20 protein-coding genes and 2 pseudogenes are annotated in these 25,176 nt (G+C 72.5%); 14 read left to right on the forward strand and 8 right to left on the reverse strand.

The features are described from left to right. Positions 1 to 309: 309 nt before the first annotated feature. From ACIRVK_RS30030 to ACIRVK_RS30060, 7 genes are all read left to right on the forward strand, one after another. Entirely contained in the window at positions 310 to 771 is a 462-nt protein-coding gene (locus ACIRVK_RS30030) for a helix-turn-helix domain-containing protein (RefSeq protein ID WP_404252503.1), read from the forward strand. 258 nt (positions 772 to 1,029) lie between these two features. Continuing rightward, positions 1,030 to 2,247: a DUF2690 domain-containing protein gene (locus tag ACIRVK_RS30035; protein WP_404252505.1), complete on the forward strand. Its 1,218-nt coding sequence runs from the start codon at positions 1,030 to 1,032 to the stop codon at positions 2,245 to 2,247. 321 nt (positions 2,248 to 2,568) lie between these two features. Continuing rightward, entirely contained in the window at positions 2,569 to 3,558 is a 990-nt protein-coding gene (locus ACIRVK_RS30040) for a malate dehydrogenase (RefSeq protein WP_404252507.1), read from the forward strand. 135 nt (positions 3,559 to 3,693) lie between these two features. After that, positions 3,694 to 4,656, forward strand: a complete 963-nt coding sequence (locus ACIRVK_RS30045; protein WP_404252509.1) for a hypothetical protein — start codon at positions 3,694 to 3,696, stop codon at positions 4,654 to 4,656. A 107-nt stretch (positions 4,657 to 4,763) separates the two neighbouring features. Continuing rightward, positions 4,764 to 6,521, forward strand: coding sequence for a hypothetical protein (locus ACIRVK_RS30050; RefSeq protein ID WP_404252511.1), 1,758 nt, complete (start codon positions 4,764 to 4,766; stop codon positions 6,519 to 6,521). Then, on the forward strand, positions 6,511 to 6,876 hold the full coding sequence (locus ACIRVK_RS30055) for a hypothetical protein (protein ID WP_404252513.1): 366 nt from the start codon (positions 6,511 to 6,513) through the stop codon (positions 6,874 to 6,876). The genes ACIRVK_RS30050 and ACIRVK_RS30055 overlap by 11 nt, the downstream gene beginning before the upstream one ends. 10 nt (positions 6,877 to 6,886) lie before the next feature. Further along, positions 6,887 to 7,885: a hypothetical protein gene (locus tag ACIRVK_RS30060; protein ID WP_404252515.1), complete on the forward strand. Its 999-nt coding sequence runs from the start codon at positions 6,887 to 6,889 to the stop codon at positions 7,883 to 7,885. A gap of 1 nt (position 7,886) precedes the next feature. On the opposite strand, the gene ACIRVK_RS30065 is transcribed toward ACIRVK_RS30060, so the two are convergent. Next, a complete protein-coding gene (locus tag ACIRVK_RS30065) occupies positions 7,887 to 8,648 on the reverse strand; it encodes a hypothetical protein (RefSeq protein WP_404252517.1) in 762 nt (253 codons plus the stop codon). A gap of 194 nt (positions 8,649 to 8,842) precedes the next feature. On the opposite strand from ACIRVK_RS30065, the gene ACIRVK_RS30070 reads away from it, so the two are divergent. The 5 genes from ACIRVK_RS30070 to ACIRVK_RS30090 all read left to right on the forward strand — a co-directional run bounded on the left by ACIRVK_RS30070 (position 8,843) and on the right by ACIRVK_RS30090 (position 15,976). Beyond that, positions 8,843 to 10,372 carry an aldehyde dehydrogenase family protein gene (locus ACIRVK_RS30070; RefSeq protein ID WP_404252519.1) on the forward strand — a complete coding sequence of 510 codons (1,530 nt, stop codon included), beginning with the start codon at positions 8,843 to 8,845 and terminating at the stop codon, positions 10,370 to 10,372. Positions 10,373 to 10,490: 118 nt separating this feature from the next. Next, the gene (locus ACIRVK_RS30075; RefSeq protein ID WP_404252521.1) at positions 10,491 to 12,020 is read left to right on the forward strand and encodes a GMC family oxidoreductase; all 1,530 of its coding nucleotides are present in this window, start codon (positions 10,491 to 10,493) and stop codon (positions 12,018 to 12,020) included. Then, entirely contained in the window at positions 12,020 to 13,075 is a 1,056-nt protein-coding gene (locus tag ACIRVK_RS30080; RefSeq protein WP_404252523.1) for a glycine betaine/L-proline ABC transporter ATP-binding protein, read from the forward strand. The genes ACIRVK_RS30075 and ACIRVK_RS30080 overlap by 1 nt, the downstream gene beginning before the upstream one ends. Then, positions 13,075 to 15,012: an ABC transporter permease gene (locus ACIRVK_RS30085; RefSeq protein ID WP_404252525.1), complete on the forward strand. Its 1,938-nt coding sequence runs from the start codon at positions 13,075 to 13,077 to the stop codon at positions 15,010 to 15,012. Before ACIRVK_RS30080 ends, ACIRVK_RS30085 begins: the two co-directional genes overlap by 1 nt. A gap of 1 nt (position 15,013) precedes the next feature. After that, entirely contained in the window at positions 15,014 to 15,976 is a 963-nt protein-coding gene (locus tag ACIRVK_RS30090; RefSeq protein ID WP_404252527.1) for an ABC transporter substrate-binding protein, read from the forward strand. Here ACIRVK_RS30090 and ACIRVK_RS30095 read toward each other — a convergent pair whose 3' ends face one another. The 3 genes and pseudogenes from ACIRVK_RS30095 to ACIRVK_RS30105 form a co-directional block, all read right to left on the reverse strand. Then, positions 15,977 to 16,705, reverse strand: coding sequence for an isocitrate lyase/phosphoenolpyruvate mutase family protein (locus tag ACIRVK_RS30095; RefSeq protein ID WP_404252529.1), 729 nt, complete (start codon positions 16,703 to 16,705; stop codon positions 15,977 to 15,979). Next, positions 16,702 to 17,107, reverse strand: a pseudogene (locus ACIRVK_RS30100) (carboxymuconolactone decarboxylase family protein). The gene ACIRVK_RS30095 and the pseudogene ACIRVK_RS30100 overlap by 4 nt, the downstream one beginning before the upstream one ends. Positions 17,108 to 17,145: 38 nt before the next feature. Beyond that, positions 17,146 to 17,652, reverse strand: coding sequence for a carboxymuconolactone decarboxylase family protein (locus ACIRVK_RS30105; protein WP_404252531.1), 507 nt, complete (start codon positions 17,650 to 17,652; stop codon positions 17,146 to 17,148). Between the two features lie 47 nt (positions 17,653 to 17,699). On the opposite strand from ACIRVK_RS30105, the gene ACIRVK_RS30110 reads away from it, so the two are divergent. Both ACIRVK_RS30110 and ACIRVK_RS30115 read left to right on the forward strand, forming a co-directional pair. After that, the gene (locus ACIRVK_RS30110) at positions 17,700 to 19,088 is read left to right on the forward strand and encodes a PLP-dependent aminotransferase family protein (RefSeq protein WP_404252533.1); all 1,389 of its coding nucleotides are present in this window, start codon (positions 17,700 to 17,702) and stop codon (positions 19,086 to 19,088) included. Positions 19,089 to 19,172: 84 nt separating this feature from the next. Further along, positions 19,173 to 19,516: pseudogene (locus ACIRVK_RS30115) on the forward strand (carboxymuconolactone decarboxylase family protein); the annotation flags it as partial. Between the two features lie 67 nt (positions 19,517 to 19,583). Here ACIRVK_RS30115 and ACIRVK_RS30120 read toward each other — a convergent pair. Genes ACIRVK_RS30120 through ACIRVK_RS30135 form a run of 4 tightly spaced genes read right to left on the reverse strand, consistent with a single transcriptional unit; the run spans position 19,584 to position 25,165 of the window. Beyond that, a complete protein-coding gene (locus ACIRVK_RS30120; protein WP_404252535.1) occupies positions 19,584 to 20,387 on the reverse strand; it encodes an aminotransferase class IV in 804 nt (267 codons plus the stop codon). A gap of 13 nt (positions 20,388 to 20,400) precedes the next feature. Beyond that, the gene (locus tag ACIRVK_RS30125) at positions 20,401 to 21,573 is read right to left on the reverse strand and encodes an FAD-dependent oxidoreductase (protein WP_404252537.1); all 1,173 of its coding nucleotides are present in this window, start codon (positions 21,571 to 21,573) and stop codon (positions 20,401 to 20,403) included. Continuing rightward, positions 21,570 to 22,964, reverse strand: a complete 1,395-nt coding sequence (locus ACIRVK_RS30130) for an AMP-binding protein (protein WP_404252539.1) — start codon at positions 22,962 to 22,964, stop codon at positions 21,570 to 21,572. The genes ACIRVK_RS30125 and ACIRVK_RS30130 overlap by 4 nt, the downstream gene beginning before the upstream one ends. Then, the gene (locus ACIRVK_RS30135; protein WP_404252541.1) at positions 22,961 to 25,165 is read right to left on the reverse strand and encodes a chorismate-binding protein; all 2,205 of its coding nucleotides are present in this window, start codon (positions 25,163 to 25,165) and stop codon (positions 22,961 to 22,963) included. The genes ACIRVK_RS30130 and ACIRVK_RS30135 overlap by 4 nt, the downstream gene beginning before the upstream one ends. Positions 25,166 to 25,176: the final 11 nt, after the last annotated feature.

A 25,176-nucleotide genomic window follows, 5' to 3' on the forward strand; every position in this document is an offset into this window, starting at 1 on the left:
CAAGAACTGACACATCACTGCCCGCTGTCAGCAGCCCCTTCGTCTGCTGACAGCGGGACACAGACCCCCGCAAGATCAATGCGGCGCTGCACTAGCACGCAACCTCACACGGCGACGGCCCGTCCTCTCCCCCGGGCGAGGACGGGCCGTCGCCGTCTGCCAGCCTGCTGCGCCGTGAAGGGCCTGTTCAACGGCCCGGGGCGCGCTGTGGCACGGAGGTGACCGTTCCGCCACGCCGGCGGCACGTGGGAACCAACGGCCGGCCGGCTTCGTCACCTGCTCAGACGAGCACAGAGCGGGAGGTGTGTGATGGGCGGCTGGCAGCCGCTGCCGGACGATCTGCCGGCGGAGGTGCGGCACTTCGTGGAGCAGTTGCGGCTCCTGAAGGACCGGACGGGGCTCAGCCTCGTCGCGCTCGGCGCCAAGACCGCGTACAGCAAGTCCTCCTGGCACCGCTACCTCAACGCCACCCAGCCGCCGCCGCGGCAGGCCGTGGCCGCGCTGTGCCGGATCGCCGGGCTCGCCGACACCGACGCCGAGCGCTTCGGGGTCCGCTGGGAACTGGCGGTCCAGGCGTGGCCGCGCCCGGCGAAACCGGCCGAGGGGGAGGCGGCGGCCGGGTATGAGGACGATCCCACGCTGCCCTGGTGGGACACGCCCGAGGACCACGGGAGGGAGCGCGTGCCCGGTGCGCGGCTGCTGCTGTCCGCCGTGCTGCTGCTGGTCCTCATGCTGCTGGTCGCGGTCGGCGGGGCGCTCGCTCTGGGGTGAGTTGCCCCTGGGTGGGGCGGATGTGTCCGGGACGGGTGGGGTTGTCCGTGTGCGGCTAAGGTGTCGATGTATTGACAAGTTTGCGGATTTGACACGGGGTTGTTCGACGGGAGGGCTAGCGTGGGCGCGTCCGACCGTGGATGCACCCGTGCGCCCCCGGTCGGGGAACTGAGAGCCCGGGCGGGCGGGGAAGACGCGAGGAAGACCAGCACCGGACCGGGGGGAAGTGGGGGGGTAGCAATGCCACGTTGGAGGGCCTTGCCGGATGAACTGGATCCGCAGGTCAGGGAGTTCGCGAGCCAGTTGCGGCGGCTCGTGGACCGCAGTGGCCTCAGTGTCGCGTCGGTGGCCGACCGCACGGGCTACAGCAAGACGTCCTGGGAGCGGTATCTGAACGGCCGGCTGCTCGCGCCGAAGGGCGCGATCGTCGCGCTGGCCGAGGTCACGGGCACCAACCCGATCCATCTGACGACGATGTGGGAGCTCGCCGAGCGTGCCTGGAGCCGTTCGGAGATGCGCCACGACATGACCATGGAGGCCATCCGCATCTCCCAGGCGCGCGCCGCCCTCGGGGAGTTCGGTGACTTCGGGACGCCTCCAGCGAACGCCAAGGGCGCCGCCAGGACGGCCAGGAAGAGCGGCAGCGCGACGGTGACGCCGGGGATCGCGGGACCGGCGGGGGTGGCGCCGACGGTGCCGCCGCAGCCGACGCCGTCGGATCCTCGGGAGTCGGCGGGCACGGTGCGTGACAGCGGTGCCGCCGGCGCCTCGGAGGCCTCCGCGGCCGCGTCCGCGGAGGGCTCGTCCGCGGTCAACTCCTGGCGGCTGGCCGGATACCAGGGGCCCCCGCAGAACGGCGGACGGTCGCCCGTGCTCGGCGCGGCCCCGCAGGGACCCGCGTCCGACGGCCCCGACCGGGCGCCGGGGCCGCGCGACGAGCCGCCGCGGGCCGACCGGCCCGGCGAGGGTTCCTCCTCGGGCGTCGGCCGGCGGCGGCTGACGATGTTCCTCGCGGGGCTGGTCGGCGTCCTGGTGGTCATGGCGGCGGTGTTCTTCCTGACCGACCACGGCGGCGGCAAGAAGGCGAGCGCCAAGGCCTCGCCGTCGCCCTCGGTCAGCTCCGCCGTCCTCCCGGCCGGCGTGAAGTGCGCCGGCGCCTCCTGCACCGGCAAGGACGCGGAGGTCATGGGCTGCACCAAGGACGCCGCCGAGGTGACGACCGCCAAGACCGCCACCGTCGGCACGGTCACCCTGGAGGTGCGCTACAGCAAGACCTGCGGCGCCGCCTGGGGCCGGGTCACCGCCGGCGCACCGGGCGACTCCGTCCAGGTCGTCGCGGGCAGGGCCAAGGAGAGCGACAGCATCACCCAGGCCGGCGACACCATCGCGTACACGCCGATGGTCGCCGTGAAGGACGCGACCGGGGCGAAGGCCTGCGCCACGCTGGCCTCCGGGGTGAAGGGGTGCACGCGGTAGGAGCGGCGGAAAGAGAGGGGACGGCCGCCCGTCCGGGAGAGGAGGGACGGGGCGGCCGCCGGTGGGGGGTACCGACTGTGCCGGACTCCCGTGGGGGTACGGTTCGCGTGCCCTGGATGCGGGTGGCTATTCCTGCCGGCCGCGTTTTTTCCGCGCGGATTCACTCTGTGGGCCGGGCCACACGGACCCGCGCGTCCGGGATCCCGGATGCGCGATAGCCTGACGGATGGATCTCTTGACACCAAGAGATCGATCATTTGTACGTCCCGTCCGTACCCCAGGGCAAGGACGCCCACCGCCAGCTGTCCTACGGAGAACGCCATGACCCGCACTCCCGTGAACGTCACCGTCACCGGCGCGGCCGGCCAGATCGGTTACGCCCTCCTCTTCCGCATCGCCTCAGGCCAGCTGCTCGGCGCGGACGTGCCGGTCAAGCTCCGCCTCCTCGAGATCACGCCCGCCCTGAAGGCAGCCGAGGGCACGGCCATGGAGCTGGACGACTGCGCGTTCCCGCTCCTGCAGGGCATCGACATCAGCGACGACCCGAACGTCGCCTTCGACGGCACCAACGTAGCCCTCCTCGTCGGCGCCCGCCCCCGCACCAAGGGCATGGAGCGCGGCGACCTGCTGGAGGCCAACGGCGGCATCTTCAAGCCGCAGGGCAAGGCCATCAACGACCACGCCGCGGACGACATCAAGGTCCTCGTCGTCGGCAACCCGGCCAACACCAACGCCCTGATCGCCCAGGCCGCCGCCCCGGACGTACCGGCCGAGCGCTTCACCGCGATGACCCGCCTGGACCACAACCGCGCGCTGACCCAGCTCGCGAAGAAGACGGGCTCCACGGTCGCCGACATCAAGCGTCTGACGATCTGGGGCAACCACTCCGCCACCCAGTACCCCGACATCTTCCACGCCACGGTCGCCGGCAAGAACGCCGCCGAGGTCGTGAACGACGAGAAGTGGCTGGCCGAGGACTTCATCCCGACCGTCGCCAAGCGCGGCGCCGCGATCATCGAGGCCCGTGGCGCCTCCTCCGCCGCGTCCGCCGCCAACGCCGCCATCGATCACGTGTACACCTGGGTCAACGGCACCGCCGACGGCGACTGGGTCTCCATGGGCATCCCGTCGGACGGCTCCTACGGCGTCCCGGAGGGCCTGATCTCCTCCTTCCCGGTCACCACCAAGGACGGCCAGTACGAGATCGTCCAGGGCCTGGACATCAACGAGTTCTCCCGCGCCCGCATCGACGCCTCCGTCAAGGAGCTCGAGGAGGAGCGCGAGGCGGTCCGCGGCCTCGGCCTCATCTGACGGCCGTTCGTTCCACGGTTTCGTCACGAGCCCGCACGGGCCCTGTTCCGGTTTCGGCCGGAACGGGGCCCGCGACCGTTTTCGCCGCTACCGTCGTAGGCGGCACCCACCAGGGGTGATTCGGGGGGGGGCGCGATGAGCGGATGGGACGAGTACGGCGCCGGGGCGGGCTCCGGACCAAAACGGGAACCGAGCGAGGACAGAGGCCGGGCCGCCTGGTCCGCGGGCGACACGTCGGCCGTGCCGCCCTGGGCGTCGGCCGAGACCCAGACCGGCGGCACCCTCCCGCCGCCCTGGGTACCGCCACCGCCGGGCGCGGTGTACCCGGGGCCTCCCGCGCCGCCGGGTCCCGCCTACACCGGCGCTCCCACACCGCCGTACACCCTGCCTCCCGCCTCCCCCTCGGCGCCCCGGCGCCGTGCCGGGAGGGTGCTCGGTGTGATCGCCCTCGTCGTGCTGGTCGGCGCGGGGACCGGGGCCGGGACCTGGTACCTCCTGCGGGAGCACCGCACCGGCACCGTGGCCGCTCCCGTTACCGCCACCTCCGCCGGCGCGCCGCCCTCGGCGCACCAGAGTTCCGAGCCGCAGGGCACCGCGTCGACCGCCGCGTCCGCGAGCCCGTCGGCCTCGCTCCTGACCTCGCCCGCCGCCGGCTACCGGCGCGTCCAGGACCCGCTCGGCTACGCCCTCGACGTACCGCAGGGCTGGACGCGCCGCCAGACGCCGGGCAAGCTCGCGCCGGTCGTCCACTACGACGGCACCGACGGGCGCCAGCTGCAGATCTTCAAGGTCACGGAGTCCACCCCCTACAAGTCCCTGACCCTCGCCGAGACCGACCCCGGCTACGGCTTCGACAAGCAGCCCGGCTACCGGGTCCTCCAGCGGGACCACGGCGACACCTGGGCGGAGCTGACGTACCGCTACACCGACGCGGACAAGGGCCCCCGGCAGGTCATCGACCACCGCTTCGAGGCCGCCGACGGCACGCTGTACGCGATCCGTTCCAGTGGACCGGCGGCCACGGACCCCGAACAGGTGCGGGAACCGCTGAAAGCGGCGGTGCGGCACTTCTGCCCGACGGGCGCACAGTGCACATAAGGGGAACTCCTCTGCATTCCGCTTTCCCCCCACCACCGGCCCCTCTATGCTGATGGCTTGTCAACTGAACGTCTGACAACGGTCTTTCCACGCATCGGGGGAGTAGCGTGAGTACCGCATACGTGCCTCAGCAACCGCAGCCCGTGGCGTCCGCCGCGGCGCCGCCGGCACCGTCCGTCCCACCGCACGCCAGCGAGGCGACCCGGCTGCTGTGCGCCGGCGCCTATCTGGATTCCGGTTACCGCGACCGGGTCATCGAGGAACTCCACCTCAACGAGCAGCGCATCGTCGCGCCCTCGCTCGGCTTCGACGCCGCGCGGGTCCTGGCCCACGCCCTGCGCGCCCGCCGCTTCGAACTGCTGTGGGCCGGCGGGATCCTCGGCCTGTGGGTGGTCGGGAGCATCCTGAGCGCGGGCCTGCTGGCCTTCTTCCTCTGGCCCAGCGTGCTGCTCGCCCTCGCGCCCTGGATCCGGGGACGCGGCGAGCAGGCGAAGACGTACCGCAGGGTCGCCGCGTTCTTCGTCCGCTGGTGGGGCCGCGTCAGCTTCGCTTTGCTGCTGGCCCTCCTCGTCGCCCTCGCGTTCGGCGTCGGCTCGGGGGGCAGCTCCTCCAGCGGCCCGTACGACCCCTACTACGGCTCGTCCTCCTCGTCGCCGAGCCTGACGGACGTGCTCACGCTGAGCGGCTCGGGAGCCCTGATCGCCCCCTGGCGGGCCTGGCTCGCGCTCGGTGTGCTCGCCGGCGTCGCCTGGTGCTCGCACGCCCAGCGCACCCAGTTCAGCCGTGCGCTGACCGCCGAGCTGTCCCCGCAGCGCTTCCCGGACGTCCTGCACGACCCCGCCGAGGACGCCGACAACGCGCGGTTCAAGCGGCTGAGGCGGCGCATCCGGCTCGAGCAGCACGCGCCGCTGATCATGTACCACGAGGCACGCCCGTTCTGCGGGGCGGGCGACGCGTACGACCCCTGGGTCCTCGCCGTCGAACTCCGCCCGGACGAGGGGGCGCAGCAGCAGCCGCTCAGCAACCGCGCGGTCCTGGAGCGGATCCGCCCGCTGCTCGAACAGCTGCGCGTCCCGGCCGAGTACGCGGGACCCGGGGTCCGGGACCGGCTGCGCTGGCTGGAGATCGACGAGTGCGTGTTCCTGCCGGCCGAGGGACTGCCCACCCGCGACCAGGCGCCGTACACCCCGCAGGCCTTCGAGGAGCACCGGGCCCGGGCGGTGGAGGAGGGCGCCGAGAAGCGGCGGCACTTCCTGCGCATCCGGGTCGGCGGCTGGGAGGAGGAGCTGGTCGTCACGGTGTTCGTGCGCATCCACACGCAGGGCCGGATGCTCATGCTGGAGATCGCCCCGCACGTGCTGACGCCGGTGCGCGAGGAGTTCAAGGACGCCGACCGTACGGCGCACCGGTTCCGCAACAACAACCTGCTCGGCAAGACGGCGAGCGCCCTCGTCATGGTGCCGGGTTCCGTGGGCCGCGCGCTCGGCCAGCTCGGCCGGGGCCTGGTGTACGCGTGGCGGCTGCTGACCGGCGGCTACGCGGGCGCGCTGCCGGACGGACCGGCGCTGTCCGTACGGGAGGTGGGGGCGAGCGCGACCGGGTCCACGTTCCAGGAGATGGACGTGGTGCGCTACCTCAAGAGCGTGCAGGACCGGGTGGCGAACGGGGTGCGGGCCGCGCTCGCCGAATCCGGTTACGAGACCGGCGAGTTCGTCCAGAAGGTCGTGAACATCAGCAACGGCGACGTCAACATCGGCCGGATCGAGGGGTCCACCTTCGCGGTGGGCAGTGGCTCGTCCGCCTCCTCCTCCAGCGTCTCGGGCGGCTCGGTGCCGCAGAAGGGAGCCGGCAGCCATGCCAAGTGAGCAGCCGAGCGTCAACATCGGGGACATCTCCGGGAACAACACGTTCTCCATCGGCAGCGGTTCACACGCCGAGAGCCACCACGTGCACCACGCCACGGGGGCGCAGCCCGACGAGGCGACGGAACAACTCCTCGCGGCGGTACGGGAGTTGCGCGCCGACCTGGGACGGGTGCGCGGCACCGGGCAGACGGCCGAGCTCGACGAGGCGCTGGCCGACACGGAGACGGAGATCACGACGACGGGACAGGCCGGCCCCACCCGCCGCGAACGCCTGCGCGAGCTGCTGTCCGACTCCCAGGCCCTGGTCACCTTCCTCGCCTCCGCCGGCACCCTGGCCGGCCTGCTGGGGATGTGAGCGGGACACGATGAGCGGGGGCGGACAGTACTGGAACGAGGACACCCAGCGCTGGGAGGACGGCACGGGCAGCCATCCGACGGTCGAACCACCGCCGGTTCCCCCTGCGCCGTCGACTCCACCCGGTGGCTGGCCCGGTGCCGGGGCGGGGAGCGTCTGGCACGGTCCTGATGCCGGGGGGACGGTCGTGGACGGGGGCGGCGGCCTCGCGCCCGAGTGGGCCACCGGGGCCTCCTGGCCGCCCGTGGAGCAACCGGCCCCGCCGCCTGCCACCGGCGGTGGGCTGAACCGGCGGTTCGTGTGGTCCGTGGTCGTCGGGGCCGCCGTGGTCGGGGTCGCCGTGAGCCTCGTGGTGACCCTGGTCGTCGGGAAGGGAGGCGGGGGACACAAGAAGCCCGTCGCCGCCCGGTCCTCCGCCACGGTGAGCGTGTCGCCCACCGGGTCGGGCTCGCCGTTCGCCCAGGACACCGGGACGCCCTCCGACTCCGCCTCCGCCTCGGCGTCCGCGTCGCCGCCAGCCGGATACGAGCTGCGCGACGATCCGGAGGGGTTCCGGATCGCCGTACCGCAGGGGTGGACGCGGTCCTCCTCGCCCTCGCAGTACGGGATCGCCGTGGTCAACTACCGCAGCGCGGACAGCCGGCACCGGCTGCAGGTGTACCAGGTGCGGGAGGCGACCCCGCAGGCCTCCTTCGACCTGTACCTGTCCGACCAGACCCCCAAGCCGGCCGGTTTCCAGAAGCTCGGCCTGCAGACCCTCAACGACGGGCAGTTCACCGGCGCCCGGCTGGAGTACCTGGCCACCACGATCAAGGGCGAGCCCGACGTCGGCACCTGGCACGTCTACGACGAGCGCTTCGTCGCCCAGGACAGCAACATCTACGCCATCGCCTCCTACGGCCCCGACTCCGACGGCCGTGACGACGAACTCGTCAAGCTGGCCACCGCGTTGCAGTGGTTCTGCCCGCCGAACACGACCTGCGGGACCAGCCCGAGCAGCAGCAACTGACTCAGGTGCTCTGCAGCCGCTGTTGCAGCTTGCCGACGTCGACCGACTGGTCCGGCGACGGCGTGGCGGACGGCACCGGCTTGTCGTAGTCGGAGAAGGTCAGCGTCGTGTCGGTGCCGCGCCCCTGCTGCGTGGCCTCGACCAGGCGGTACGGCGTGCTCGAAGAGACGTACAGGACCGCCCGCTTGCCGTTCTCGGTGCCCGTCAGGGGGATCACCTTCGTGCCGTCGACGGTCGTCTCGGCGCCCTTGGTGAGGGACTTGCCGGCCGAGGACGGCCCGGTGTCGACCTGCTTCTGGAAGGCGTTCAGGTCGCAGGTGCCGGACAGGCCCTTGAGCATGGAGTCGTTCGTGGTGCCATGGATGTAGCGGTCCTTGAAGAGCTGGGCGACGGCGCCACCCTGCGGGCCGGGCACCTGCGCCTTCCAGAACGCGGTGTCGGGCTTCATCCACACCTGCACGCCCTGCTTGATCAGTTCGACGCTGCCGCCGTTCCCGCCCATCCGCAGGGTGCCGGCACAGTTCCCCTTCCGGTCCAGGGTCAGATCCATGAAGGTCGGCGAGTTCTTGTTCGCGGCCGTCCCCGCGCTGTGGTCCGTCAGTTTCAGATGGACGGACGTGGCGGCGAGGAGGTTCTTCTTCGCCTCCTGGGCCAGCTGCTGGGCGGAGGGGCCGCCGCTGCTGTCGACCGCCACGGCGAGGGCGGACGGGGTGAGGGCGAGCACGACACTCGCCGCCGTACACGCCAGTGCTCTGCCGGACATGGCGTCACCTCCGTGGTGCGCGTCACCCCCAGCCTACGGTTCGCCCTATTTGCCCGCATGTTCAGTGACGCTGCGCACTTTCCGCCGTGGATTGCGCATGCAATGTGAGCCGGAGGGCATGTGCTCACGGTCCCGGTGGGTGACAACGCTGTGACTCACGGAGGCTGAACAGGAACGGAAGGCAGTACCCAGACATGGCGGACAGGGCAGAAGGCCTGGAGCTCGACGCGCAGGCGACCATCCACGTGGCGGGAGAATGGCGAGAAGCCGTCTCCGGAGCCACGCGCGAGATCCTCGACCCCGCGGACGGCCGGCCCTTCGCCCTGGTCGCGGACGGTGACGAAAAGGACACCGACCTGGCCGTCGCGGCCGCCCGGCACGCCTTCGACCACGGCGACTGGCCGCGCACCCCCGTCGCCGAGCGCGCCGCACTGCTGCGTCGCGTCGCCGATCTTCTCGTACGCGACCGCGAACGGCTGGGCCGGCTCGAGAGTCAGGACGCCGGCAAGACCGTCGAGGAGGGCCGGGTCGACATCGACTGCGTCGCCGACGCCTTCCGCTACTTCGCCGACCTGGTGGCCGGCGAGGCGCCGGGCCGGGTCGTCGACGCGGGCTCGCCCGACATCCACAGTGTCGTCGTCCACGAACCGGTCGGCGTCTGCGCGCTGATCACCCCCTGGAACTACCCCCTTCTCCAGGCCAGTTGGAAGATCGCCCCGGCTCTCGCGGCCGGCAACACCTTCGTCGTCAAGCCGAGCGAGATCACCCCGCTCACCACGGTCGCCCTCATCGACCTGCTCACCGAGGCCGGACTGCCCACCGGGGTCGCCGGAGTCGTCACCGGACCCGGACACTCCGTCGGCGCCCGCCTCGCCGAGCACCCCGACGTCGACCTGGTCTCCTTCACCGGCGGCCTGGTCAGCGGCACCAAGGTCGCGCAGGCCGCCGCGCCGAGCGTCAAGAAGGTCGCGCTGGAACTCGGCGGCAAGAACCCCAACGTCGTCTTCGCCGACGCCTGCGCCACCGAGGAGGGCTTCGACACAGCCGTCGACCAGGCCCTCAACGCGGCCTTCATCCACAGCGGCCAGGTCTGCTCGGCAGGCGCCCGCCTCATCGTCGAGGAGTCGCTGCGCGAGCGCTTCGTCGCCGAACTCGCCCGCCGGGCGAGCCGTATACGCCTCGGCCGGGGCACCGAGGACGGTGTCGAGTGCGGGCCCCTCGTCTCCGAGCAGCAGCGCGCCAAGGTCGAGGCGTACGTGGCCTCGGCGCTGGAGGAGGGCGCGGTGCTGCGCTGCGGCGGCAAGCGGCCCGACCCCGCGCCCGAGCGCCCCGCGACCGGCTACTTCTACGAGCCGACGGTCCTCGACCAGTGCCACCGCGAGATGAAGGTCGTCCGCGAGGAGGTCTTCGGGCCGGTACTGACCGTGGAGACCTTCCGCGCCGAGGACGAGGCGGTCGCCCTGGCCAACGACACCGAGTACGGCCTCGCCGGCGCCGTCTGGACCTCCGACGCCGGCCGCGCCCGACGGGTCGCCGCCCGGCTGCGGCACGGCACCGTCTGGATCAACGACTTCCACCCCTACCTCCCGCAGGCGGAGTGGGGCGGCTTCGGCAAGAGCGGCGTCGGCCGCGAGCTGGGGCCGGCCGGACTCGCCGAGTACCGGGAGACCAAGCACGTGTACCAGAACCTGGCGCCCAAGCCGGTGCGCTGGTTCGCTGGCTGACCCTCAACTCCTCCACCCCGCCCCCGACTTCCGTACGCCTCATCGACCTCCGTACGCCCCCACCCGTACGAAGCCACCCGACTCCCGTACGTTCCCCGCGCTTTGGAGCACTCCCCCCATGCCCGAGAACCCCCACACCTACGACTACGTCGTCATCGGCGGCGGCACGGCAGGCTCCGTCATAGCCTCCCGCCTCACCGAGAACCCCGACGTCACGGTCGCCGTCATCGAGGGCGGCCCCAGCGACGTCGGCAGAGAGGACGTCCTGACGCTGCGCCGTTGGATGGGCCTGCTCGGCGGTGAACTCGACTACGACTACCCCACCACCGAGCAGCCACGCGGCAACTCCCACATCCGGCACAGCCGGGCCCGCGTCCTCGGCGGCTGTTCCTCCCACAACACGCTGATCGCCTTCAAGCCGCTGCCCTCCGACTGGGACGAGTGGGAGGCGGCCGGCGCCAAGGGCTGGGGCGCGGTGCCGATGGAGGCCTACTTCGCCCGCCTGAAGAACAACATCGTCCCGGTCGACGAGAAGGACCGGAACGCCATCGCCCGCGACTTCGTCGACGCCGCCCAGAAGGCGCTCGACGTCCCCCGCGTCGAGGGCTTCAACAAGAAGCCGTTCGACGACGGCGTCGGCTTCTTCGACCTCGCCTACCACCCCGAGACCAACAAGCGCTCCAGCGCGTCGGTGGCCTACCTCCACCCGGTGATGGACGAGCGTCCCAACCTGACGATCCTGCTGGAGACCTGGGCGTACCGGCTGGAGCTGAACGGCACCCGCGCGGAAGGCGTGCACGTCCGCACGAAGGACGGCGAGGAGATCCCCGTACGCGCCCGGCGCGAGGTCGTCCTGTGCGCGGGCGCCGTCGACTCGCCCCGTCTGCTGCTGCACTCCGGCATCGGCCCGCGCGCCGACCTCGAAGCCCTCGGCATCCCGGTCGTCCACGACCTGCCCGGCGTCGGCGAGAACCTCCTCGACCACCCCGAGTCGGTGATCGTCTGGGAGACCGACGGCCCCATCCCGGAGAACTCCGCGATGGACAGCGACGCCGGCCTGTTCGTCCGCCGCGACCCCGACCACGCGGGCCCTGACCTGATGTTCCACTTCTACCAGGTCCCCTTCACGGACAACCCGGAACGTCTCGGTTACGAACGCCCCTCGCACGGGGTGTCGATGACCCCCAACATCCCCAAGCCGAGGAGCCGCGGCCGCCTCTACCTGACGAGCGCGGACCCGTCGGTCAAGCCCGCCCTCGACTTCCGGTACTTCACCGACGAGGACGACTACGACGGCCGCACCCTCGTCGACGGCATCCGCATCGCCCGCGAGATCGCACGGACCGAACCACTGGCCGGCTGGCTCAAGCGGGAGGTGTGCCCGGGGCCGGAGATCACCGGCGACGCGGAGCTGAGCGAGTACGCGCGCAAGGTCGCGCACACCGTCTACCACCCCGCCGGCACCTGCAAGATGGGCGCGACGGACGACGAACTCGCCGTCGTCGACCCCGAGTTGAGAATCCGCGGCCTGGAGGGCATCCGGATCGCCGACGCCTCGGTCTTCCCCACCATGACCGCCGTGAACCCGATGATCGGGGTCCTCATGGTCGGTGAGAAGGCCGTCGACCTGATCGGAGGTGGTGCGTGATGAGCACGGCCATCGAGAAGCCCGTCTTCTCCGTCGACGGTCTGTGGAAGGTGTTCGGCCCGAAGGCGGACAGCGTCCCCGCCGACGCCGAACTGTCCGCTCTCGCGCCCTCCGAACTCCGCTCCCGCACCGGCTGTACGGCCGCCGTCCGGGACGTCTCCTTCGACGTCCGCAAAGGCGAGGTCTTCGTGGTGATGGGCCTGTCGGGCTCCGGCAAGTCCACCCTCGTCCGCTGCCTGACCCGCCTCATCGAGCCGACGGCCGGCACGATCGCCATCGACGGCGAGGACGTCCGCGCCATGGACAAGGCCCGCCTGCGCGAACTGCGCCGGCACCGCGCCGCGATGGTCTTCCAGCACTTCGGCCTGCTCCCGCACCGAACGGTCCTCGACAACGTCGCCTACGGTCTGGAGATCCAGGGCGTCGGCAAGGCGGAGCGCCGGGCACGCGCCCAGCAGGTCGTCACCAAGGTCGGCCTGGAGGGCATGGAACAGCGCCGCCCCGGCCAGCTCTCCGGCGGCCAGCGCCAACGCGTCGGTCTGGCACGGGCGTTGGCGGCCGACCCGGAGGTCCTGCTCTTCGACGAGCCCTTCAGCGCCCTCGACCCCCTCATCCGGCGGGACATGCAGGAGGAGGTGATCCGCCTGCACCGCGAGGAGGGCCGCACGATGGTCTTCATCACGCACGACCTGAGCGAGGCCCTGAAGCTCGGTGACCGCATCGCGCTGATGCGCGACGGCCAGGTGGTGCAGCTGGGCACCCCGGAGGAGATCGTGGGCAGCCCGGCCGACGACTACGTCCGCGAGTTCGTCCGGGACGTCTCCCGCGAGCAGGTCATGACCGTCCGTACGGCGATGCGGCCCGGCGGCTGCGCGGGCCCGGAGCACCCGGGCGCGCTCGCGCCGGACGAGCTCGTCGCCGACGCGATCAAGGTCGTCGCCGAGAGCGGCGAACCCGCGTGTGTCGTGGAGAACGGCCGCTGCCTGGGTGTCGTCGACCACGAGCGGCTCCTCGGTGTCGTCGCCGGGACCCAGCCGCGGAAGGAGGCCGCCTGATGGCGACCATCACCGCCCCCGTCCCGCTGTCGGCCGGCTTCCTCAAACACCGGGCCGTCCAGAAGCTCCTGCTGCTGGCCCTGGCCGCCGCGATCCTCGTGCCCCTCGCCAACGCCCGGTGGGCGAGCGGTAGTTGGCCGGCCGCCCTGACCGTCGACCTCTCCAAGCCGCTCACCGGTGCCAGCAACTGGATCATCGACAACCGCGACAGCCACCCGCTGTTCCTCTACGGCTTCGGCTACGTCAGCAACGCGGTCGTCGTCTCCGTACGCGCCGTCTACCTGGTCCTGCTCGCCGCCGGATGGGCCGGGGTGACGGCGATCGGCGCCCTCGTCGCCTGGCGCGTCGCCGGGCTCAGGCTGGCCATCGGCACGGCGACAGCGTTTCTCGCCTGCGGACTGCTCGGCATGTGGCTGCCCACCATGCAGACGCTCGCGCTCATGGTGGTCGCCGTGCTGGCGTCGGTGATCGTCGGTGCGCTGCTGGGGCTCGCGGCCGGTCTCTCCGACCGCTTGGACCACGCCCTGCGCCCCGTCCTGGACACCATGCAGGTGCTGCCGGCCTTCGCCTACCTCCTCCCCGTCGTCCTGGTCTTCGGCATCGGCGTCCCCGCCGCCGTCCTGGCCACCGTCGTCTACGCCGCCCCGCCGATGGCCCGCCTCACCTCCCTCGGTCTGCGCGGCGCCGACAAGGAGGTCCTCGAAGCCGTCGACTCGCTCGGCGCCACCGCCCGCCAGCGCCTGCTGACCGCACGCATCCCGCTGGCCCGCAAGGAACTCCTCCTCGGCCTCAACCAGACGATCATGATGGCGCTGTCGATGGCGGTCATCGCGTCCGTCATCGGCGCCGCCGGCCTCGGCGACCGCGTCTACCAGGCCCTGGCCTCCGTCGACGTGGGCGCCGCCCTCGCGGCCGGCATCCCCATCGTGCTGCTCGCCGTCGTCCTGGACCGCGTCACCTGCGCGGCCGGCGAGAACACGGACGAGGAGCCCGCGAGCGGGCGCCTGTGGCTGTACGCGGCCGTCGCCGCCGTCGTCGTGGCGCTCGCCGGACGTCTCGCCGGCCGCCTCGACTGGCCCGGCACCTGGACCGTGAACATCGCCGACCCGGTCAACCGCGCCGTCGACTGGATGACCGCGCACCTCTACTCCGGAGTCCCCGTCGTCGGCGGCACCGCCGACTGGGCGGGGCACTTCACCACCTGGGTCCTGGACCCGATCCGCGGCGGCCTGCAGTGGCTGCCCTGGTGGTCGGTGCTGCTCCTGGTGGCTGCCCTGGCCTGGCTGATCGGCACCTGGCGCACCGCGCTCACCGCGGTCCTCGCCATGGCCGCGATCGGCGTGCTCGGCGTGTGGAAGCCGTCCCTCGACACGCTCTCCCAGGTCCTGGCGGCCGTCGCCGTCACCCTCGTCCTCGGCTTCGCGACCGGTGTCGCGGCGGCCCGCAGCGACCGCTTCGAGCGGCTGCTGCGTCCCGTCCTGGACGTCTTCCAGACGATGCCGCAGTTCGTGTACCTGATCCCGGTGGTGGCCCTGTTCGGCGTCGGCCGCGCACCCGCCGTCGCCGCGGCCGTGGTCTACGCGCTGCCCGCCGTCGTCCGCATCACCACGCAGGGGCTGCGCCAGGTCGACCCGGCCGCCCTGGAGTCGGCCCGCTCGCTCGGCGCGACCCCGGCCCAGCAGCTGCGGCAGGTCCAACTCCCGCTCGCGCGCCCCGCGTTGCTGCTGGCCGTCAACCAGGGCGTGGTCCTCGTCCTCGCCGTCGTCATCATCGGCGGCCTGGTCGGCGGGGGCGCGCTCGGCTACGACGTCGTGTTCGGGCTGGCGCAGGGCGATCTGGCGACGGGGCTGGTGGCGGGGGCGGCGATCGTGTGCCTGGGGCTGATGCTCGACCGGGTGACGCAGCCGACGCAGCGCCGCGCGAAGGGTGGTAGGTGACATGGTACTGAGCAGACGCACAGCGCTGATCGTTTCTTCAGCCGCCTCCCTGGCCCTCCTCACCGGCTGCGGCGCCGCCGACATGACCAAGCAGGCGTCCCCCTTCGCCAACGCCGGCGGCACCAAGAGCGTGACGCTCTCCGTGCAGTCCTGGGTCGGCGCGCAGGCCAACGTCGCCGTCGCCCAGTACCTGCTGGAGCACAAGCTCGGCTACCGCGTCGACACCGTGCAGGTCGACGAGGTCCCCGCCTGGGACGCGCTCAGCCAGGGCCGGGTCGACGCCATCCTGGAGGACTGGGGCCACCCCGACCAGGAGAAGCGGTACGTCGACGACAAGAAGACGATCGCCCGCGCCGGCGGCCTCGGGGTCACCGGCCACATCGGCTGGTTCGTGCCGACGTACCTGGCCAGGCAGCACCCGGACATCACCGACTGGAAGAACCTCAACAAGTACGCGTCCCTCTTCCGCACCGCGGAGAGCGGCGGCAAGGGCCAGCTGATGGACGGCTCACCGTCGTACGTCACCAACGACAAGGCGCTGGTGAGCAACCTGAAGCTGGACTACCAGGTGGTCTTCGCCGGTTCCGAGGCCGCGCAGATCACGCAGATGAAACAGTTCGCCAAGGAGAAGAAGCCCTTCCTGACGTACTGGTACGCGCCGCAGTGGCTGTTCAAGAAGGTCCCCATGACCGAGGTGAAGCTGCCGCCGTACAAGGAGGGCTGCGACACGGACCCGGCGAAGGTCGCCTGCGCCTACCCGCACACCCCGCTGCAGAAGTACCTCAACGCCGACTTCGCGAAGAAGGGCGGCCAGGCGGCCGCCTTCCTGAAGAAGTTCAGGTGGACGACCGAGGACCAGAACGAGGTCTCCCTGATGATCGCCGACCAGAAGCTGTCGCCCGAGCAGGCGGCGAAGAAGTGGGTGGACGGCCACGCGTCCACGTGGCACGCGTGGCTGTCCTGATCACCGGTGTTTCCTCAGCTCCGCGGTCATCCCCTGGAACGCCAGCGCCGCCCAGCGCTGCAGGGTCGGCCCGAACGTGACGCGGGTGGCCCCGAGTTCACCGAGTTCGGTGGGCGAGGGGCCGCCCTCGCCCAGCTTGGCGTACACGTTGATCGGGCCCTGGATCGCGGACCGCAGCAGCGGCAGGACGTCCGGCGGGGCGCCGATCGGATAGACGCAGTCGGCGCCCGCAGCGACGTACAACGCGGCCCGCTCGATGGCCCGTTCGGGATCGCCGTCGCCGTGGGAGAACGTGTCGACGCGGGCGTTGACGAACAGCTGGTCGCCGGCCGCGTACCGCACCTCGGCCAGCCAGTCCGCGTGCCGGCGCGCGTCCTTGAGGACGCCGTCCTGCGAGTCCTCCAGGTTGCACCCCACCGCCCCGGCCTCCAGCAGCCGCTCCACCAACTCCTTCGGTGCCAGCCCGTACCCGTCCTCGACGTCGGCCGACACGGGTACCTCCACGGCCCGGCAGACGCGCGCCACCGCGGCGAACATCTCGTCGGCCGGGGTCGCCCCGTCCTCGTACCCGAGGGAGGCCGCGATGCCCGCGCTGGGCGTGGCGAGCGCCGGGAACCCTGCCTCCTCGAGTGTCCGCGCGCTGACCGCGTCCCACGGGCCCGGCAGCACCAGGGGATCGTCCGGGAGGCGGCCCCGGTGCAGGGCGCGGAAGACCTCGACCTTGCTCATGGTGTGTACCCTCCCGGCGGGATCCGGCGGCTGACCCATCACCCGGTTCCAGTTGTTGATGGCGACGACCAGACCGATGAGATGGGCGAGCCGGCCCTCGTCGAAGTGCTCGGCAGCCCTGTCGTACACCGCGTCCGGTACGAAGCCCCCAGTCAACACCGTGATCGCCTCCGTCAGCGCCAGCGCGGCTCGCTCCCGCTGGTCGAAGACCTCGTCCCCGGCCTCCTCCCAGGTGGCCAGCAGGTCCAGCTGCTGCTCGCCCACCCCGTGCTCGCGGGCGATCGCGAGGTGCATGTCGAGGCAGAACGCGCAGTGGTTGAGCTGCGAGGCCCGGATGACGACCAGTTCGGCGAGGGCGGGGTCGCCGATCCCCTTCTTGGCGGCCGCGCTGAGCGCCGACATGGCCTGTCCGACGGCGCGGTCCAGGACCTGCGTCCGGCTCACCCGTGCTGCCCGGGCGTGTAGTGGCCGGGCGCCATCCGGGTGCTCACGCCGAACCGGTTCCACGCGTTGATCGCCGTGATCGCGGCGATCAGCTGCGCGAGCTCCGCCTCCTCGAAGTGCTTGGCGGCGTGGTCGTACACCTCGTCGGGCACGAAGCCGTCGGTCAGGACGGTGACCGCCTCGGTCAGCTCGATCGCCGCGAGCTCCTTCTCCGTGTAGAAGTGCTTCGACTCCTCCCAGGCGCTCAGCTGGACGATCCGCTCGACGCTCTCACCCGCCGCGAGCGCGTCCTTGGTGTGCATGTCCAGGCAGAACGCGCAGTGGTTGATCTGCGAGGCCCGGATCTTCACCAGCTCGTACAGCCGGGGGTCCAGGCCCTTCCTGGCGGCGGTCTCCAGGCGGAGCATCGCCCTGTAGACCTCGGGCGCGTGCTCCGCCCAGCGCAGGCGGGCGGGTCGCTCGGGGGCGTACTCCGTGGTGTCAGTGCTCGGTTCCGTGGTCATGTCCTCGAGCCTAGAAGCGAGGCAGCCCAGGAGTATGGTCCATTTCCATGGCGAAAACCTGGGCCACTCTGGGAGTCGACCTGCACCTGGAGCCGTCGGGGCCGGGCGTGCGGCGCGGACTGACCGACGCCCTGCGCGAGGCCGTCCGCACCGGCCGCCTCGCCCCCGGCACCCGCCTGCCCTCCTCCCGCAGCCTCGCCGCCGACCTCGGCATCGCCCGCAACACGGTCGCCGAGGCCTACGCCGACCTGGTCGCGGAGGGCTGGCTCACCGCACGCCAGGGTTCCGGCACCCGCGTGGCCGACCGCACGGTCAGCCCGCCGTCCGCGTCCCCGCCCCGGCCCCGCGTCCCGAGCAGCCCCTCCTACGACCTGGTCCCGGGCCTGCCCGACCTCGCCTCGTTCCCGCGCGCCGAGTGGCTGAGGGCCGCCCGCCGCGCCCTCGCCGCCGCCCCTAACCGGGCTCTCGACTACGGCGACCCGCGCGGCCGCACCGAACTGCGCACCGCCCTGGCCGGCTACCTCTCCCGGGCCCGGGGCGTCCGCGCCGACCCCGACCGCATCCTGATCTGCGCCGGCATCTCGCACGGCCTGCGCCTCCTCGCCGCCGTACTGCGGGCCCGCGGCGGCACCACGGTGGCCGTGGAGTCGTACGGCCTCTTCGTCCACTGGGACCTGCTGGCCGACGCCGGTCTGCGCACCGTGCCGCTGCCGTTCGACGAACGCGGCACGGACCCGGGGGAGTTGCGGGACCAGGACGCCGTCCTGCTCACCCCCGCCCACCAGTTCCCGATGGGCGGCACCCTGCACCGCGACCGCCGGGCCGCGGTCGTCGACTGGGCCCGCCGCACCGGCGGCGTGGTGATCGAGGACGACTACGACGGCGAGTTCCGCTACGACCGCCAGCCCGTCGGCGCGCTCCAGGGCCTCGACCCCGACCACGTGGTGTACATGGGCACCGCCAGCAAGTCCCTCGCCCCCGGCCTCCGGCTGGCCTGGCTGGTGCTGCCGCCCGGGCTGCTGCGGGAGGCGGCGCGCGCGAAGGGCGGGGTGGACACCTGCGGGGCGCTGGACCAGTTGACCCTCGCCGAGTTCATCACCTCCGGTGCCTACGACCGCCATGTGCGCGCCGTCCGGCTGCGCTACCGGCGCCGCCGCGACGCGCTGGTGGCCCAGGTCGCACGCAGCGCCCCGCAGGTCCGCGCCACGGGCATCGCGGCCGGCCTGCACGTCGTGCTGCGGCTGCCGCCGGGCACCGAGCAGGCGGTCCTGCGGGCCGCGGCCTGGCAGGGCCTCGCGGTGCACGGGCTGCAGCGCTTCCAGCACCCGGACGCGACCGTCGAACGGCGCGACGCGCTGGTCGTCGGGTACGGGACACCGCCGGACCACGCCTGGTCGGGCGCGCTGGACGCCCTGTGCGCGGCACTGCCCGAATAACGCCGTCGTCATTGACGTGTTTCCCGTTCATGAATACGGAGGCGCGGACACGCCGCCGCCGTTTTCGCGGCCCGGGAGGCCTAGGTGGAACCGGAACTACTGGAACTGATCCGGATCCGCGCCTCGCAGATCAACGGTTGCGCGTTCTGCCTCGACATGCACACCAACGACGCGCGCGCCGACGGCGGGACCGAGCAGCGGATCTACGCCCTGAACGCCTGGCGGGAGACCCCCTTCTTCACGGCACACGAGCGCGCGGCCCTGGCGTTGACCGAGGCCGTGACCCTGGTCCACGACGGCCGGGTGCCGGACGCCGTCTACGCGGAGGCCGCGGAGGTCTTCGACGAGAACCAGATCGCGGCCCTCATCTGGGCGGCCACGGTCACAACGCCTGCAACCGCATCGGCGCAGAAATAGCAGCGAGAATATCCGCACAAGAACAACACCGAATACGGGCATCGGCGATGGGCGTCGATGCCCGTATCCCTGTGGCTCTTATGCGGCTGAATTTTCCGGCAGCGGCTCCATGATGTCGTCCAGCCACTTCCGCCATTCAGGGGCGTGGGTCGCGGGGGCCGCGTGGATCGGGCCGCCGGTCCAGCCCGTCACCGGGCGGATTCCGTGCAGCGCGTTGACGAGCCACACCTCGCGGCCGTCCAGTTCCGCCACGGTCCGGCTGCGGTGGGCGACGCGGACGCCTTCGCGCCGGGCCCGTTCCTGGAGCAGGGCGACGGTGACGCCGGGCAGCACGGGCAGTTGGGGCGGGGGCAGGCACAGGGTGTCGTCCTCCCACCACAGCACGCTCGCGGTGGCCGCCTCCAGCACCACACCGGACGGTGCGACCAGCACCGTCTCGTCGGCGCCCGCCCCGGCGGCGCGTCGGCGCACCCGGGCCAGGGTGTCCAGGTCCGGTCCCTTGCGGCGGGGCACGATCCGCGGATCGGACTGGCCCGTGGCCCAGACCCGTACACCGCTCCCCAGGGCCGGCGCGTGCCGCAGGAGCAGCCGCAACTCCCTTCCGCCGGGGGCGAGTTCGACCCGCGGAAACCACTCGCCCGTACGCGGCAGCGCGTCGGTCACGTCCCGCCAGAACTCCAGCAGCCGTCTGAGCGGTGGCCCGCCGACCTCTCCGCAGGCCCGCAGGAACCGCTCCCGGTGCCGGTCGAAGCCGCGCACCCTGCCGTCCCGCACCAGCCAGGAGTCGGCGACGAGCAACCGTCCGCCGGGCTCGCCGGCCGGCGTCAGCCCACCCGCCGGCGTCCACGCCAACAGTCCCTCGGCGATGACCGGTTGGGTCACAGTCACCCCTTCCTCAGTACTTCCCGCCGGCGATCGCCGGCGCTTCGTTCCGCGGCCCGTACGGCGCGTGTTCCAGCCATGCCCCGCACCACGGCAGCACCGGCGCGAGGGCCGCCGCCGCGCGCTGCCTGGCGCGCACGATCCGGCGCCGGGGCCGCAGATGGTCCAGGGCCCGCTGGGCGGCGGCGCTGTTGAACAGCCCGGCGGCCCGCCGCACCTCGGCGAAGGCGGCGACCGCGTCCGCCGTACCCGCGGCGACCGCCTCCGCTGCCGCCGCCGCGTCCGCGATACCGCTGTTCATCCCGCGCGCCCCGAACGGCGGGAAGAGGTGCGCCGCCTCCCCGACGAGCAGCACCCGCCGGTGCGCGTCGGTGAAGGAGGCCGCCACCATCCGCAGGAAGCGGTACGTCGCAACCCACAGGATCCGCTCGGCGTACCCCGCGCCCACGACCGCCGGCAGCCACCGCCGTACCGCCTCCCGGGTCCCGAAGTCCTCCTGGGCGTCGTCGTCCCGGCACTGCAGGTCCACCTGGAAGCCCCCGGCGAACGGCACCCGCATCACACTGCGCCCGCCGACGCCCGGATGCTCGTAGTGGAAGACCCGCGCGGCCTCAGCGGCCTCGGCGTCCGCCACGTCGACGACCACATGGAAACCCTGGCCCCGCTCGCCCTCCATCGGGATGCCCAGCCCGCGCCGTACCGCCGAGCGGGCCCCGTCGGCGGCGACGACGTACCCGCAGTCCCACTCCCGCCCGTCCGCGCAGGTCAGCCGCGCGTCGGCGGGCGTCGTGGCGACGCCGATCACCCGCGCCCCCCACACGAACCGCACACCGGCCCGCTCGCACGCCGCACGCAGGAAGCGCTCGGTGTCCACCTGGCGCAGGCTGGTGAAGGGCGGCGGACCGGACGGGGGCGGAAAGGTGCGGGAGTACACCTCGCGCCCCCGGTACAGGGTCCGCTTCGTCTCCCAGGTGCGGCCGTACGCCGTGATCTCCCCGGCCAGTCCCGGCAGCATTCCGTCGAGCAGCGCGAGCGTCTCCCGGTGCACGAACAGGGCCCGGCTGCCCGGCCGTTCACGGTCCTCGGCGTCCGCCTCCAGCAGCACGACCGGCAGCCCGCGCGCCCGCAGTCCGAGCGCCGCCGACAGCCCCACCGGTCCGGCACCGACCACCACGACCGGATTCACGCGCGTGCGCCCTCGGTCAGCATCCGGCTGATCTCCCCGAAGGCGCGCAGCCGGCCGACGCCGGTGCCGTCGGTGACGGCCACGACGGCGACCTCCTGCACCGCCGGGTGGGTGCGCAGCACCGCTTCCACCTCCGGCGGGGAGACGGTGATCCCGCCGACCATCTCCATGTCGTCGGCGCGGCCCAGGTGCCGGTAGGCGCCGTCCGGTTCGCGTACGGCCCGGTCGTGCGTGGCGAGCCAGCCGCCCACCAGGGTGCGGGCCGTCTCCTCGGGCCGGTTGAGGTAGCCGGGGGTGACCGTCGGTCCGCGCACCCACAGTTCGCCCTCGGTGCCGTCCGGGACCGGCCGGCCCGCGCGGTCGCGCAGCTCCACCTCGAAGCCGGGCACGGGCCGCCCGGCGGTGCCCGGGTGGTTGTGCTCGAAGCCGTTGCCGCAGAAGGCGTGACCGGCCTCGGTGGAGCCGATCTGCTCAAGCACCGGCGCCCCGAGCAGCTCGGTGACCTGCCTGCCGAGTTCCTCCGGCAGCCCCTCGCCGGCCGACACCGCGGCCCGTACGGACGCGAAGCAGGCCCCGTGCCCGCTGCCGCGGTCGGACACCAGCGCGGCGAAGGCGGAGGGCCCCGAGTACAGCACTGTCACCCGGTGCCGGGCGACCAGTTCGTCGACGGCGGCCGGAGTCGGACGCCGGTCCACCAGCACCGCGGAGGAGCCGGAGAAGAGGGGGAAGACGAAGGCGTTGCCGAAGCCGTAGGCGAAGTACAGCTTCGACACCGACAGGGTGACGTCGTCCCGGGTGATCCGCAGCAAGCGCCGCCCCACGAGGTCGTGATACGTCTTCGGGTCGCCGTGCGTGTGCACCACGCCCTTGGGACGGCCCGTGGTGCCGGAGGTGTACTGCACGTACAGCGGCGCGTGCGCGTCGACCGGGTGGGCGGGGGCCGGGCCGGCGGTGGCGGCGAGCGCGAGGAGCTGGTCGGCGTCGAGCCGTGCCCGGCCGGTGAAGCGGTCCTCCAGACCCGGTCCCGTCACACACAGCACGGCCTCGGTGTCCGCGGTCATGAACGCGTGGTCGGCGGCGGGGAGTTCGGGGTTGACCAGGACGGCGACGGCGCCGAGGCGGGCGGTGGCGAGGAACGCCGTCACCCACGCGATCCCGTCGGGCAGCGCCAGCACCACCCGGTCCCCGGGCCGCACCCCGTGCCCGGCGAGCACCGTCGCCGCCTTCGCCGCCAGCGCGTGCACCTGGCCATGGGTCCAGGAGCGGTGCCCCTGGTGGAAGGCCGGCCGGTCGGTCCAGTCGCGCCAGTCGGCGAGCCCGGCGAGCGGTGCGGCAAGGTTGCCGGGTGCGTCGAAGTCGGCGGGCGTCAGCGTGCTCTGCGGAGTCGTCATCGCACCGGCTCCTCGCTCGCCGTGCGCTCCTGGCGGGCGTCGGCACGGGCCGTGGTGTGCTGCCGCTGCTCACGGATCCGGTCCGCGGTGTGCAGGTGCAGGGCCCGCATCGGGGCCGCGGTCTTCAGCAGCATCTCGTCGTACTCGGCGACCGGATCGGAGTCCAGCACGATCGCGCCCCCGGCGCCCAGTCGCATCATTCCGTCGGCGAGCACGGCCGTCCGGATGACGATGCTGAGATCGGCGCCCCCGCTGCACCCCAGATAGCCGAGGGCACCGGAGTACACGCCCCGGGCCTCCGTCTCCAGGGAGTCGGTGATCTCCAGCGTGCGCAGCTTGGGCGCGCCGGTCATCGAGCCGCCGGGGAAGCAGGCCCGCACGCAGTCCACCGCGTCCGTGCCCTCCCGCAGTCGTCCCTCGACGGTGGACACCAGCTGGTGCACGGTCGCGTACGTCTCCGTGGCCATCAGCCGCGTCACCCGTACCGAGCCGGTCCGGCACACCCGGCCGAGGTCGTTGCGGAGCAGGTCGACGATCATCAGGTTCTCGGCGCGGGTCTTGGCGTCAGCCGCCGGCGCGTCCCGCAGCCGGGCGTCGTCCTCCGGCCCCTCGCCCCGGGGCGCGGTGCCCTTGACGGGCCGGGCCTCGGCGACACCGTCCCGGGTGATCCGCAGGAACCGCTCCGGGGAGGAACCGGCCACGTCGACGTCCCCGAACCGCAGGAACGCCGCGTACGGCGCCGGGTTCACCCGCCGCAGCACCCGGTAGAAGTCGAACGCGTCCGGCGGAGCGGGTAACCGCGCCGCGTTCGTCAGGCATATCTCGTAGCTGGTGCCCTTGCGCAGCTCCCGCAGGCAGGCCTCGACGTCCGCGAGGTAGGTCGCCCGGTCCCGCACCAGCCAGGGCTCGGCGGCCCCGAGATCGGGCTCGGTGGGCGCGGGCAGCGGTGCCGGGCCGGGGTCGGCGGCGACGCAGCTCAGCTGCGCCAGCGCGCTCCCCAGCCAGTCCTCCGCCTCCCGGGCGGCTTGCGGGGTGTCCTCGGCCAGACAGACCGCGTAGGTGAACCGCTTGAGATGGTCCACGGCGACGATCCGGTCCGCGAACAGCCAGCAGGCGTCCGGCACGTCGGAGGCGTGCCGGTTCGGCGACCCGCAGTCGGCCTTCGTCTCGTAGCCGAAGTAGCCGACATAGCCGCCGGTGAAGTCGAACGGCAGCCCCGTCCCGTCCACCCGGCGGCTGGTCAACTGCCGCCTGAGGTAGTCGAAGACGCTCGCGGTGACCTTGCGCGTCGGCCGCCCGGCCCGCTCGATCTCACAGCGGCCGCTGCCGACGTCGTACCGGACGAACTCCGCCAGCGGCCCGCTGTCGTCCCCGAAGAACGAGAACCGCGACAGACCCTCCTCGACCAGGGAACTGTCCAGCCAGAAGGCCCGCGGCGACGCGCCGTACAGCCGCGTGAACGCCGCCTCCGCGTCGACCGCGCCGGAGATGCGCCGGGTGTGCAGCCGGTAGGCCGGCGTGGCGCGGCGCGGGCGGGGGATGGCGGTCATGGGCCGGGGGATCGCCGCCGCGTCCGGCGTGACGGCGGTGTTCTTCGTCCGCGGCTTGCGGGCCCGCTGCGCCGTGAGATTACGGAAGTTGACGAGCATGCGGTAGCCGTACTCGGTCAGCACGGACTCCGGGTGGAACTGCACCCCCCACAGGGGCCGGCTGCGGTGCCTGAGCCCCATCAGCACGCCGTCCTCGGCCCAGGCGGTGGCCTCCAGCGTCTCCGGGAGCGGCTCGTGAACCGCCAGCGAGTGGTAGCGCACGGCGGTGAACCCCTGCGGCAGCCCGCGGAACAGCTCCCGTCCGTCGTGCCGGACCTGGGACAGATGCCCGTGCCGGGGCTGCGGGGCGGGCGCCACGCGGCCCTGCTCCCCGAGCGCGACGCCCTGGTGGCCCAGACAGACGCCCAGCACGGGGATCGTGGACTCGGCGAGCACGGTGGCACTGAGCCCGAAGTCCCGGGGCTCGGCCGGGTGCCAGGGCCCCGGTGACACCACCACATTGTCGAATTCCGCGAGGTACCCCACAAGATCGGGAATTCTGTTCGCGACGTCGTTCACGGCCACGACCGGTTCCTCGCCGTTGACCTCGGCGATCAGCTGGAACAGGTTGTAGGTGTACGAGTCGTAATTGTCGATGAGCAGGGTCTTCACCCGCCCACCTC

This window comes from Streptomyces sp. NPDC101152, assembly GCF_044768275.1.
GTDB lineage: Bacteria > Actinomycetota > Actinomycetes > Streptomycetales > Streptomycetaceae > Streptomyces.